This is a genomic window from Rhizobium cerradonense (genome assembly GCF_030182455.1).
Taxonomy (GTDB): domain Bacteria; phylum Pseudomonadota; class Alphaproteobacteria; order Rhizobiales; family Rhizobiaceae; genus Rhizobium.
The window spans coordinates 1-12,127 of record NZ_JAQJCK010000005.1 but is presented as its reverse complement, the minus strand read 5'-3'; the positions used below and the strand labels follow the sequence as shown (position 1 = coordinate 12,127).

Here is a 12,127-nt window from a genome sequence, read left to right as displayed (position 1 = left end):
ACCTCTAGCCACTAGAGGATGTAGGAGAGATGCCACGGTTTGACAAGGAAACGGATCATGGCAGCGACAGGGGAAGCACGGTATAGGGTGAGCGGCATGGACTGCGCCTCATGCGCGGCCAAGATCGACACGGCTGTGAGACGCATGCCGGGCGTAGAGGATGTCTCCGTTTCCGTCACTGCGGGAACGATGACCGTTCGTCACGACGAGACCAGCAATCTCACCGCGATCGAAAAGAAAGTGACGGGCCTCGGCTATTCCCTCGCGCCGCTGGCTGGCAAGGCTGAGCGCGCGCTCTCCGAACATCGACATGACCATCATGACCATGATCATGATCATCATCACAATCACGATAGCCATGATCATTCATCGCACGACCACGCCGATCATGATCATCACGACCACGCCGTAAAGGAAATCGAGGGGCTGCATGGTCACGACCATACGCCCACGGATGGCCCCTGGTGGGCGAGCAGGAAGGGCCGGCTGACGATCGTATCCGGCGCGGCACTGGTCGCCGCCTATGCCATCGGCCATCTCGTGCCCTCGATTTCATCCTATGCCTTCGTTGTCGCCATGCTGGTCGGTCTCGTGCCGATCGCGCGCCGCGCCGTGATGGCGGCGCTGGCGGGCACGCCCTTCTCCATCGAGATGCTGATGACGATTGCGGCCATCGGCGCGGTGATCATCAATGCCGGTGAAGAGGCGGCGACCGTGGTCTTCCTCTTCCTCGTCGGCGAATTGCTGGAAGGTGTCGCCGCCGGAAAGGCGCGCGCAAGCATCCAATCATTGACGACCCTGGTCCCGAAAACCGCCTTGATCGAAGACAACGGCGAGACCCGCGAAGTGCAGGCCGAAAGCCTTAAGGTGGGTGCGGTCATTCTCGTGCGTCCGGGCGACCGCATCGCAGCCGACGGCACGATCGTCGAAGGCGAAAGCGCCATCGACGAAGCGCCGGTCACCGGAGAAAGCACGCCGGTACGCAAGGGCGTGGAGGCCAAGGTTTTCGCTGGCACCATCAACACGGATGCCGTGCTGCGTGTCAGAGTGACCGCGGCCGCGGCCGACAACACGATTGCCCGCGTGGTGAAGCTGGTCGAAGAGGCGCAGGAATCCAAGGCACCGACCGAACGCTTCATCGACCGCTTCTCGCGCTATTACACGCCCGGCGTGGTCGCCGTCGCGGCACTGGTCGCGGTGACGCCCCCGCTGGTGGCCGGCGCAAGCTGGCTAGAATGGATATACAAAGGCCTCGCTATCCTGCTGATCGGCTGCCCCTGCGCGCTGGTGATCTCGACGCCCGCCGCGATCGCGGCCGCCTTGTCGGCAGGCGCCCGCAGCGGCCTGCTGTTGAAAGGCGGCGCTGTTCTCGAAACAATGGGCAAGGTGACAAAGGTTGCCTTCGATAAGACGGGCACCCTGACCGAGGGCAAGCCCAAGGTGACGGACGTCCTGGGCTTCGGTCTCACCGAGGCACAGGTTCTCTCACGGGCGGCAGCTCTCGAAAACGGTTCGAGCCATCCGCTTGCTCTCGCAATTCTGGAGCGGGCGAAATCCGATGGTGCTCCGGTCCCGCCTGCGGCCGAAGCCAAGGCCTTGCCCGGCAAAGGCGTCAGCGGCCGTGTCGGAGGCGAGACCCTGTCGCTTCTCTCTCCGCAGGCGGCTCGGGAGAGTGAGCCATTGTCGGCCGAACAGGACGCCCGGATCGAAACCATGAACGACGAAGGCAAAAGCGTCTCCGTTCTCTTGGTCGACGGCAAGATCGCCGGCCTGATTGCCATGCGCGACGAACCCCGCGCCGATGCGCGCGCCGGAATCGAGGCGCTGCGGACAGCCGGCGTCGGTTCCGTCATGCTGACCGGCGACAATGCCCGCACGGCCGGTGCAATCGCGAAGGGTCTCGGGATCGAACCTCGCGCGCAGCTCCTGCCGGAAGACAAGCAGCGCATCGTGCGCGAACTGCAGGCGCAAAAACAGATCGTCGCCAAGGTCGGCGACGGCATCAACGATGCACCCGCCTTGGCGGCCGCCGACGTCGGCATCGCCATGGGCGGCGGCACCGATGTGGCGCTGGAAACGGCGGATGCCGCCGCTCTCCACGGCCGCGTCACCGATGTCGCCAACATGGTCGCGCTGTCGCGGACGACGATGAGCAACATCCGCCAGAACATCAGCATGGCGCTTGGCCTGAAAGCGGTGTTCCTGGTGACCACGATTGCCGGCATCACCGGTCTCTGGCCGGCGATCCTCGCCGATACCGGCGCGACGGTACTTGTCACTGCCAATGCGATGAGACTGTTGCGGTGGAAAGGCGTGTTCAGCGGTCGTTTGATGAGCGCGCGCTGATCCCAAATTTGCCCTGCAATGCGGCCCGGTATGCGGATTTCAAGGAATCCACAGCCGGGCCTTTGTTTTTTAACCAGTTCGGTAGTGGCCTTGCCGTTACCGCGTGTCGGGCTTGATCCCCTAGAGGGTGAGACCGCAATCCCCATGTGAAAAATAGATTGATATATAAAAAATAGATTGACCTGATAGCAGATGTCAGACCAATTTAAGGTCATGACGAAAGCAATGCTAACCCCTCTCCCGTCAATCGACCGGACGCAGCAAGTTATCGACGCGCTGTCCGACTTTATCGAGTCTTCGAAGCTCCAGGCCGGTGACCGGTTGCCGACGGAGCGCGAGCTGATGGCGGCCCTTTCGGTTGGGCGCTCGACGATCCGGGAAGTCGTCACGCATTTTCAAGCCCTGGGTGTCGTGGAAACCCGCAAGGGCAGCGGCACGTATCTGCTGAAACCCGTTTCCAAAGCAACCATCCATATGCCCTTGTCGCTCGATACCGCGCATCTGCGCGATGCGCTGCTGCAGACCCTGGAGGTTCGCCGCGGTATCGAATGCGAGGCCGGAATGGTCGCCGCCAAGAGACGCACGACCAAGGATATTGCGATCATCGAGGAGAAGCTCGATGAAATGGAGCGCGTCCATATCGCAAAGGGCACGTCCGGGCCGGAGGATCTGGCGTTTCACCTCGCCGTCTACGACGCCACGCACAATCCGCTGTTCAAGCAGCTCCTCGAACAGATGCGTGGCAGCTTCGAGCGGTTTTGGACCCACCCCTTCGACCGGCAGGATTTTGCCCGCCGGTCCTTCCCCTTTCACCGCACGCTGTTCAACGCGATCGTTGCCCAGGATCCCGAGGCGGCGCGCGCCGAAACATTGAAAATTCTCGACGTCGTCGAGGAAGACATCAAGGAAATGTCCAAATGACTGACGGGCTAGAGCCGTTCGATCTCGCTTCCCTCATCACGGCCCATGACGACGGCAACTATGCCGATGCCGTGGTGCCGCCGATTTTTCAGACATCGCTTTTCACCTTTGCCAATTACGACGACATGATCGCTTCCTATCGCGGCGAGAAGGTGCGGCCGATCTATACGCGCGGCCTCAATCCGACCGTGCGCATGTTCGAGGAAATGCTGGCAAAACTCGAAGGTGCAGAGGATGCGCTCGGCTTCGCGAGCGGCATGGCGGCGATCTCTTCGGCCGTTTTGAGCTTCGTCGAACCCGGCGATCGGATCGTCGCGGTCAAGCATGTCTATCCGGACGCTTTCCGCCTCTTCGGCACGGTGCTGAAACGCATGAAGGTCGAGGTGACCTATGTGGATGGCCGCGACGAGGAAGCCGTTGCCAAGGCACTTCCCGGCGCGAAGGTTCTCTATCTGGAAAGCCCGACGAGCTGGGTGATGGAAGCCCATGATGTCGGCGCGCTCGCCGCACTCGCCAAGAAGCATGGCGCCGTTTCCATGATCGACAACAGTTGGGCCAGCCCCTATTTCCAGCGGCCGCTGACGCTCGGCGTCGATCTCGTCATCCATTCCGCCTCCAAATATCTGGGCGGTCATAGCGATGTCGTTGCCGGCGTTGTTGCCGGCTCGAAGGCGATGATTGCGCGGCTGAAAGCCGAGGCATATCCTTATCTCGGCGGCAAGCTTTCGCCTTTCGATGCCTGGCTTTTGATCCGCGGCCTGCGCACCCTGCCGATCCGCATGAGGGCGCATGAGGCAGCCGCAATGACGATCGCCAAGCGGCTGCAGGAGCTCGATGTCGTCGAGCAGGTCTGCCATCCGGGCCTTGCCAACCGCTTGCCCGCCGGGCTCAACGGCACCTCGGGCCTGTTTTCATTCATCTTCCGCGAAGACGTCGATATCCGCGCCTTCGCCGATCACCTCAAGCTCTTCAAACTGGGTGTGAGCTGGGGTGGGCACGAAAGCCTGATCGTACCGGGCGAGGTCGTGCTTCAGCAGAAGGCACAGCCGAATTCCGCGCATACCTTTGGTATCAACCCGCGGTCCGTACGTCTCCATGTCGGTCTCGAAGGAACCGAGGCGCTGTGGAGAGATATCGAGGAAGCGATCGCCGCCGCCTCATAAGACCATCAACCCGAGAGAAACACCTAAACAGGGGGAACTGACATGAAAACACTGATCACGGCAGCACTCTTCGCCACCATGATGGCGGGTACGGCGTTTGCCGATACCACGCTGAAGCTCGTCGAAGTCATTACCAGCCCGGAACGCACCGAGACACTAAAGTCGATCGTCGCCAAGTTCGAAGCAGCCAATCCGGGCACGAAGGTCGATATCATTTCCCTGCCCTGGAACGAGGCCTTCCAGAAGTTCGCTACCATGGTTTCGGCGGGTGACACGCCGGACGTGATGGAAATGCCCGATACCTGGCTGTCGCTCTATGGCAATAACGGCATGCTCGAAAGCCTCGAACCCTATCTCGCGAAATGGGATCAGACCAAAGAGCTGACGCCGCGGGCGCTCGAACTCGGCCGCGATGTGAAGAATACGGCCTATATGCTGCCCTACGGCTTCTATCTGCGCGCCATGTTCTACAACAAGAAGATCCTGAAGGACGCCGGCATCGCCGAACCGCCGAAGACGATGGACGATTTCGTCAAGGCATCCGAAGCAATCTCCAAACTGCCCGGCAAATACGGCTACTGCATGCGCGGCGGCCCCGGCGGTCTAAACGGCTGGATGATCTTCGCGGCCTCCATGGCCGGCGACAACAAGTACTTCAAGGATGACGGCACCTCGACGATGAACAGCCCCGGCTGGGCCAAGGGCATTGAATGGATGGTCGATCTCTACAAGAAGGGTTATGCGCCAAAGGACAGCGTCAACTGGGGCTTCAATGAAGTCGTCGCCGGTTTCTATTCCGGTACCTGCGCTTTCCTCGATCAGGATCCGGATGCCTTGATTGCGATCGCCGAACGCATGAACAAGGACGACTTCGGCGTCACTCCGCTGCCGAAGGGTCCGGACGGCAAGTCCTTCCCGACGATCGGTTATGCCGGCTGGTCGATGTTCGCGACGAGCCAGAACAAGGATCTGTCCTGGAAGCTGATCGCAACCCTTGAAGGCAAGGAAGGCAATCTTGAATGGAACAAGAAGATCGGCGCCTTGCCGGCCTATACCTCGGCTGAGAAGGACCCCTTCTATGCCGGCGACCAGTTCAAGGGTTGGTTCGAGGAACTGGCCGACAAGAACACGGTTCCGACTGTCATGCCGACCTATCTCGAGGAATTCGCCTTCTTCAAGGATTCGCTCGCCATCAAGACGTCGCAGCAGGCGCTGCTCGGCGATATCTCGGCCAAGGATCTGGCTGATCAATGGGCCGATTATCTGACCAAGGCGCAGCAGAAATTCCTTGCCAAGAAATAAGATCGCCTGACCGGCGGCCGAGCGATCCGCCGCCGCTTTCCGCACATGACACAGACGGCGTCCGAACGCCGCGAATGGGAACATTGGCCGATGACCATGACCGCCGACACGCTCGACAGGCGTCACGACCGCAGGCCGTGGCTGAAGCGCTTTGCCGATGCCTCGGAGCCCTATCTCTACAGCGCTCCCGCGCTCATCCTCATTATCGCCGTCATGCTGGTGCCGCTGGTGATCGGCATTTCCTATGCGTTTCGGGATATTCAACTGCTCAATCCGTTTTCCGGCGGCTTTGTCGGCCTGGAGCATTTCCGCGATCTTTCAAAGGATGCCGCCTTCTATTGGGCACTGAAGAATACGCTCTGGTGGACTGGCGCCTCGGTGGTTTTGCAGTTCATCTTCGGGCTGATCCTTGCCCTCTTGCTGGACAAGCCGTTTTTCGGCAGGGCGATCGTCCAGGCGCTGGTTTTTCTGCCATGGGCGGTCCCCTCCTTCCTTGCCGGCCTCAACTGGTCATGGCTCTTCAATCCCGTGATCGGGCCTATCCCGCACTGGCTCTTCGGCCTCGGCCTGATGAAGGAGCCCGGCAACATTCTCTCCGATCCGCAATATGCGATGTGGGGCCCGATCGTCGCCAATGTCTGGTGGGGCATTCCCTTCTTCGCCATCACGCTGCTGGCCGCTCTCCAGGCGATCCCCAGGGATCTTTATGAAGCAGCTTCGATCGACGGTGCAGGCTGGTTCCAGCGCTTCCGCTCGATCACGCTCCCATTCCTGGCTCCGACTATTGCTATCACGGTGCTCCTGCGCACGGTCTGGATCTCAAACTTCGCCGATTTGATCGTCGTCATGACCGGCGGCGGACCTGCCGACCGCACCCAGATCGTCGCAAGCTATATCTTCACCCAGGCCTTCAAGCGGCTGGATTTCGGTTATGCCTCCGCCATTGCCCTCGTCCTGCTCCTGCTGCTGCTTGCCTATTCCATGCTGATCATCCTGCTGCGGCAGACCCTGCTGAACAAGGATTGAGCCATGAGACGATCCGTCATCCCCACCATCGCGCATCGCCTGGCAATCCTTTGTTATGTGGTTTTTGCGCTCTTCCCACTCTTCTGGCTGTTGAAGGTCTCGGTCACACCAAACGACCTGCTCTATACGGAAGGCGTGCGCATGTGGCCGTCGCGCACGACATGGGAGCACTATGCTTTCGTGCTGCAACACAGCGATTTCCCGACATTTTTTGAAAACAGCCTGATCGTCTCTGCTTCGACGGCGGTCGCGGTGACCGTCTGCGCGTCGCTCTCCGGCTACGCGCTCTCGCGCTTCACCTTCCGCGCCAAATACTGGATCGTGGCCTTGATGCTGCTGACGCAGATGTTTCCGCTGGTCATGCTGGTCGCGCCGATCTTCAAGATCCTGACGCCGCTGCATCTCACGAACAGCCTGACCGGACTTGTCATCGTGTACACGGCTTTCAACGTGCCCTTTGCCACCTTTCTGATGCAGTCCTTTTTCGACGGCATCCCGAAGGACCTCGAAGAGGCGGCGATGATCGACGGCGCGACGCAGTTCACCGCGTTCCGGCAGATCATTCTGCCGCTGACGTTGCCCGGCATTGCCGCGACGCTCGGTTTCGTCTTCACGGCCGCCTGGAGCGAGCTGCTGTTCGCGCTGATGCTCATCAACGGCAATCAGGCAGCCACCTTCCCTGTAGGCCTTCTCACCTTCGTTTCGAAGTTCTCCGTGGATTTCGGGCAGATGATGGCGGCGGGCGTCATGGCGCTTATTCCGGCCGGCCTCTTCTTCCTGCTCATTCAGCGTTATCTCGTGCAGGGCCTGACGGCCGGCGCGGTCAAGGGTTAGTCAAATGGCATCGATCGATATCCAGAACGTCAAGAAAGCCTATGGCCACGTGCAGGTGCTGCACGACATCGACCTCAGGATCAAGGATGGCGAATTCGTCGTTCTCGTCGGCCCGTCCGGCTGCGGCAAGTCGACATTGCTCAGGATGATCGCCGGCCTCGAAGACATTAGCGGCGGCGAGATCCGTATTGCGGACAACCGGGTCAACGAGCTGCATCCGAAAGACCGCGACATCGCCATGGTGTTCCAATCCTATGCGCTCTATCCCCACATGAATGTCGCCGGCAACATGAGCTACAGCCTGAAGCTCCGGAAGATCGCGAAAGACAAGATTTCGCGTGCCGTCGCGGGTGCGGCCTCGAAGCTCGGGCTTGACCCATTGCTCGAACGCCGCCCAAAGGCGCTTTCGGGCGGCCAGCGCCAACGCGTCGCCATGGGTCGCGCCATCGTGCGCCAGCCGAAGGCCTTCCTCTTCGACGAGCCGCTTTCGAACCTCGACGCGCGCCTGCGCGAACAGATGCGGGCCGAAATCAAGAAACTACATGGCGACCTGAAGGCGACCTCAATTTATGTGACGCATGATCAGATCGAGGCGATGACGCTGGCGGACCGGATTGTTGCCATGCATGGCGGCGTGGTTCAGCAGGTCGGCAGTCCGCTCGAGCTATACGACCGTCCCGCCAATCTCTTCGTTGCCGGCTTCATCGGTTCTCCGGGGATGAATTTCCTCGACGCGACCTATGAAACCGGCGGTGTTAGGCTCAAGGACGGAACGGTTGTTCCACTTTCGGCAGCGCCGAACCTGCCGGACGGCGCCAAAGTGACGCTCGGCATCCGGCCGGAGCACGTGATTTTGTCCTCGGACGACTCCGGCATCAGCGCCGATGTGGAGCTTATCGAGCCGACCGGTTTCGGCATCATTCTCCACCTTTCGCTTCATGGTCTGCCATTCAAGGTCTTCACGCTCAATCGCGATGTGCTGAAGGCGGGGCCGACGGTAAATGTGATATTCCCGCCGCAGCATCTGCATGTCTTCGATAGCGACGGAAAACGCGCGGGATAACAATGGCAGCAAATTGCCGCATTGAGCTTGCGCGCCGAACATCCTAAAGGTTGCGCGCTAGAGGGATGAGGACGGCCGTGGGGAAGAAGCACTTCTGCACAACACAGTGGATGGTGCGCATCATGTGCGCCCTCGCGCTGGTGCTTGTCGGCTTCGCCCATCAGCCGCCGATTTCCGATGCCGATGAGCTCACCCCTGCGAAGCTGGTGCAATACCGGTTGCCGGACGGGACCCTGCCGATCCTTTGCGTCACCTACAAGGGCACCGACGGTAAGGAACACAGCAAGACACATGCGCCGGGATGCGAAGCCTGCCGGATCGCCACGGCAGTCCTGCTTCCCGTGCCGCCGACGGATGTCTGCGAGCATCTTGCCTCTGCCGATCAGGATGCGCTCGCGCCAAGAGCCGAAGCTTTCCATCGCCAGCTCTATCCGCCGAACACCGGCCCCCGCGCTCCGCCCATCCTCCAGATCACTGCTTGAGCCTGCGTTGCGGCGGAAGCCGTGACGCTTGTCGTCAACGGCGGCCGGACCATGCACGAGAACTGATCGTGCCGGCTGCGGGCGGATTGCCTCCATGCTGAACATCGCGACGCGAAACGGGCTGCCTCGGTATCCCAAACGCGCGTGCACATCCGCATAAGGCTGCGACCGGAACGGTCGCCATCTCCCCGCAGATATGACTTTCCGGACCGCCAGCCGATCTTCTGAGGATTTCCATGTCTACCTTCGCCGCCGCCGAGCCCAAGGCCTCCACCTCCCATAATGTATCGCTCTATCGCGCGATCTGGCGCTGGCATTTCTTCGCCGGGCTGCTCGTCATTCCCTTCATGCTCAATCTGGCGATCACCGGATCGCTCTATCTGTTCAAGGATCAGATCGCCGATACCTTCTACGCCCATCGCAACATCGTCGCGGATACCGGATCGATGCTGACACCGCAGCAGATCGTCGATGCCGCGGTTGCCGCCGTCCCTGGCTCAGAGCCGGCATCCTATCGCGAGGCCCCATCCGGCAATCGGTCTGCAGTGGTCACGGTATCGAAGGACGGCCAATCGACGATCGTCTATGTCAATCCGCACAACGGCGAGGTGCTCGCGTCGATCGGCTCGAAACAGGAATTCAATTGGGTCGTCAAACGCATTCACAGCCTGGAATATTTCGGCAAATGGACCAACCGCATTGTCGAGATCGTCGGCGGTTTCGCACTCATGCTCGTTGTCACCGGTATCTATCTCTGGTGGCCGCGACAGCAGAGAGGCGGCGTGCTCAGCGTGCGCGGCACACCTTCGCGCCGTGTCTTCTGGCGTGATCTGCATGCCGTCACCGGAGCGATTACCGGCATCGGCATCTTCTTCCTCGCCTTTAGCGGCATGCCTTGGTCAGGCTATTGGGGCGCCAATGTCAATGCCTGGCTGACGGCCCATGATCTCGGCACTCCGGCCGCGCTTTGGGACAGTGTGCCGAAGTCGGCGAAGGTAACACAGGATATCGTCAGCCCGGCCGGCTGGGTCGTCGAGAACGCGCCCGTACCGCTGTCCGACATCGCCGCTGCGCAAGCTGCAAAGCCGATCGATCTGAACAAGGCTGTCGAGATCATGCATGGGCTGGGCATGGCGCTGGGCTCTGACCTCGCGATCCCTACCGATGAAACGGGCGTCTACACCGCCAGCCATTATCTGGGGAATCTCGGTAACGAGCGCACCGTTCACATCGACCAATATTCCGGCAAGCCGCTGGTCGACCTCTCCTTCGCCCAGTATCCGGCGCTCGGTCAAGCAATCGAATGGGGCATCAACGTCCATCAGGGCCAGGAATGGGGTTTGTTCAACCAACTCCTGATGCTGGCCACCTGCATGGCGATCATCCTTTCCTGCGTGACTGCGATCGCCATGTGGTGGAAGCGCCGGCCGGCCGGGCGTCTCGGCGTGCCGCCGATGCCGCCACAGAAGTGCGTCTATGTCGGTCTATGGCTGATCGTGATCGTCTTTGGCGCGGCCTTCCCGCTAACCGGGCTGGCCGTCGTCGTGATGTTGCTCTTCGACCAAATCGTGGTGCGCTTGGTACCGCCGCTCCGGCGCTTCTTCTCCTGATGGACGGGAACGACACGAATGGCTCAGCTTACCTGCAAATTTTCAAGAAGGATATCGATCACGGACCGGATCACAAATCGGACCATTGGCAATCCGAAGACAACATCCCGCTTATGAAACCGGCCGCACTGAACCTGCGGATCATCAACCCCAGAAGGAAAACCAGCATGCTCGAGATGAAGAAGCTCCTTTTTGTTGCAACCGCAGCCAGCATTGCATTTGCCGGCCAGGCATTCGCCCATGCCCACCTTAAGTCCGCCGTTCCCGCCGCTGACAGCACGGTGAAGCAGGCACCTTCGGAACTCGATCTTACTTTCACCGAAGGACTAAACCTCAAGTTCAGCGGGGTGAAGGTTACCGGTCCGGAGAAGATGGCGGTGAAGACTGGTGAAACCATGCTGATGAACGGGGACACCACACTGATGGTGCCGGTTACTGACAAGCTGACGGCTGGCAAGTACACTGTGGAGTGGCATGCCCTTTCAGCCGACGGCCATAAGACCGAAGGGACCTATACCTTCACCATAGCGCCATAAGCCTACCGATACGGCGGCAACTTATCTGGGCGCGCAATCCCTTCTGCTGGCCAAAAAAGTTCTGGATCGCTCACCGAGCAATTGAACTCTGGTCGGCAGGAGCGGCGCGGCCATAGACCATAAACCGCTCATCCCTAGCAATGGGATGATATGCGGAAAGCAGCGCGGCAAAACGTGCTTGACCAAGCACGTAATCGGTCCAAAGCGGCTCGTCCTGCTGGATAACGATCAGATCGTAGTTGTGGCTGGCGAACTCGGCATATTTGGTGTCCAGATAAGCATCCGACCGCTTCTGGTAGCGAGCGGCATCCGCCACCTCTCCTTTTGCTGACGCCTTCCGAGCCAGAACATACGCAAGGGCGCCGAACCAGTCGCTGTTATTGGCAGACAAAAAGCGGGCCCCGACAATCCTGGCGAGCGGATGGGCAGCGGCGATGTCGCTGCCGATGACGCCGAGCGTCGGCTCCCCCTTCGATGCCGCTTTCACTGCCGCGACGAAAGCGTCGCTCGGCTTCTCCGTCTGTAAAAACGGCAGCCATGCAAACATGACGACAATGACACAAAGAATGCCACGTCCGAGCGTTTCACGGTTGTAACGCCAGCCGGAAGACGCTGCGACCCTGCAAAGCACAGCAACAAGAGCCAGCGAGATCGCAGCGAAAGCATGGTAGGCCCAGCCCTTACCCTGATAGACCAACGGCACGACGGCGGCGAGTGACGCCAGAAGCGTCACGGCACAAAGTGGCGTAACCGGCGCTTTGGGTGCTACCATCCGGAACAGAAGGACAATCAGCAGGTAAGGAGGAGCATAGCTGAGCGCCACCCTGCCGGGATCGCCCATTTT

The 12,127-nt window shown here is 60.3% G+C and carries 11 protein-coding genes; 10 read left to right on the top strand and 1 reads right to left on the bottom strand.

Annotated elements, in window-relative coordinates; genetic code table 11:
* Positions 1-57: 57 nt before the first annotated feature.
* The 10 genes from PH547_RS13505 (at position 58) to copC (ending at position 11,283) form a co-directional block, all read left to right on the top strand.
* Positions 58-2,346: a heavy metal translocating P-type ATPase gene (locus PH547_RS13505; protein ID WP_104826888.1), complete on the top strand. Its 2,289-nt coding sequence runs from the start codon at positions 58-60 to the stop codon at positions 2,344-2,346.
* A gap of 225 nt (positions 2,347-2,571) precedes the next feature.
* Positions 2,572-3,267 carry a FadR/GntR family transcriptional regulator gene (locus PH547_RS13500; RefSeq protein ID WP_104827900.1) on the top strand — a complete coding sequence of 232 codons (696 nt, stop codon included), beginning with the start codon at positions 2,572-2,574 and terminating at the stop codon, positions 3,265-3,267.
* On the top strand, positions 3,264-4,430 hold the full coding sequence (locus tag PH547_RS13495; RefSeq protein WP_104826889.1) for a PLP-dependent transferase: 1,167 nt from the start codon (positions 3,264-3,266) through the stop codon (positions 4,428-4,430). Before PH547_RS13500 ends, PH547_RS13495 begins: the two co-directional genes overlap by 4 nt.
* A 42-nt stretch (positions 4,431-4,472) precedes the next feature.
* On the top strand, positions 4,473-5,732 hold the full coding sequence (locus PH547_RS13490) for an ABC transporter substrate-binding protein (protein ID WP_104826890.1): 1,260 nt from the start codon (positions 4,473-4,475) through the stop codon (positions 5,730-5,732).
* 90 nt (positions 5,733-5,822) lie between these two features.
* Positions 5,823-6,758 carry a carbohydrate ABC transporter permease gene (locus tag PH547_RS13485; RefSeq protein ID WP_104827901.1) on the top strand — a complete coding sequence of 312 codons (936 nt, stop codon included), beginning with the start codon at positions 5,823-5,825 and terminating at the stop codon, positions 6,756-6,758.
* Between the two features lie 3 nt (positions 6,759-6,761).
* Positions 6,762-7,592 (top strand): carbohydrate ABC transporter permease, encoded by an 831-nt coding sequence (locus PH547_RS13480; RefSeq protein WP_104826891.1) that lies wholly within the window; start codon positions 6,762-6,764, stop codon positions 7,590-7,592.
* 4 nt (positions 7,593-7,596) lie between these two features.
* Positions 7,597-8,655, top strand: coding sequence for an ABC transporter ATP-binding protein (locus PH547_RS13475; protein WP_104826892.1), 1,059 nt, complete (start codon positions 7,597-7,599; stop codon positions 8,653-8,655).
* A gap of 65 nt (positions 8,656-8,720) precedes the next feature.
* A complete protein-coding gene (locus PH547_RS13470) occupies positions 8,721-9,137 on the top strand; it encodes a hypothetical protein (RefSeq protein WP_285168466.1) in 417 nt (138 codons plus the stop codon).
* Positions 9,138-9,373: 236 nt separating this feature from the next.
* Positions 9,374-10,747, top strand: a complete 1,374-nt coding sequence (locus tag PH547_RS13465) for a PepSY-associated TM helix domain-containing protein (RefSeq protein ID WP_285168465.1) — start codon at positions 9,374-9,376, stop codon at positions 10,745-10,747.
* Positions 10,748-10,914: 167 nt separating this feature from the next.
* A complete protein-coding gene (gene copC / locus PH547_RS13460) occupies positions 10,915-11,283 on the top strand; it encodes a copper homeostasis periplasmic binding protein CopC (RefSeq protein WP_285168725.1) in 369 nt (122 codons plus the stop codon).
* Positions 11,284-11,353: 70 nt separating this feature from the next.
* Here the strand turns inward: copC and PH547_RS13455 are convergent.
* The coding region (locus PH547_RS13455; protein WP_285168462.1) for a hypothetical protein at positions 11,354-12,127 on the bottom strand (774 nt) is incomplete at its 5' end.

What these genes read in the sequence shown, in the direction of transcription:
- PH547_RS13500 (WP_104827900.1), top strand. Translation starts at nt 2,572, where the DNA reads ATGCTAACCCCTCTCCCGTCAATCGACCGGACGCAGCAAGTTATCGAC.
- PH547_RS13485 (WP_104827901.1), top strand. Translation starts at nt 5,823, where the DNA reads ATGACCATGACCGCCGACACGCTCGACAGGCGTCACGACCGCAGGCCG.
- copC (WP_285168725.1), top strand. Translation starts at nt 10,915, where the DNA reads ATGCTCGAGATGAAGAAGCTCCTTTTTGTTGCAACCGCAGCCAGCATT.
- PH547_RS13495 (WP_104826889.1), top strand. Translation starts at nt 3,264, where the DNA reads ATGACTGACGGGCTAGAGCCGTTCGATCTCGCTTCCCTCATCACGGCC.
- PH547_RS13470 (WP_285168466.1), top strand. Translation starts at nt 8,721, where the DNA reads ATGAGGACGGCCGTGGGGAAGAAGCACTTCTGCACAACACAGTGGATG.
- PH547_RS13490 (WP_104826890.1), top strand. Translation starts at nt 4,473, where the DNA reads ATGAAAACACTGATCACGGCAGCACTCTTCGCCACCATGATGGCGGGT.
- PH547_RS13505 (WP_104826888.1), top strand. Translation starts at nt 58, where the DNA reads ATGGCAGCGACAGGGGAAGCACGGTATAGGGTGAGCGGCATGGACTGC.
- PH547_RS13480 (WP_104826891.1), top strand. Translation starts at nt 6,762, where the DNA reads ATGAGACGATCCGTCATCCCCACCATCGCGCATCGCCTGGCAATCCTT.
- PH547_RS13475 (WP_104826892.1), top strand. Translation starts at nt 7,597, where the DNA reads ATGGCATCGATCGATATCCAGAACGTCAAGAAAGCCTATGGCCACGTG.
- PH547_RS13465 (WP_285168465.1), top strand. Translation starts at nt 9,374, where the DNA reads ATGTCTACCTTCGCCGCCGCCGAGCCCAAGGCCTCCACCTCCCATAAT.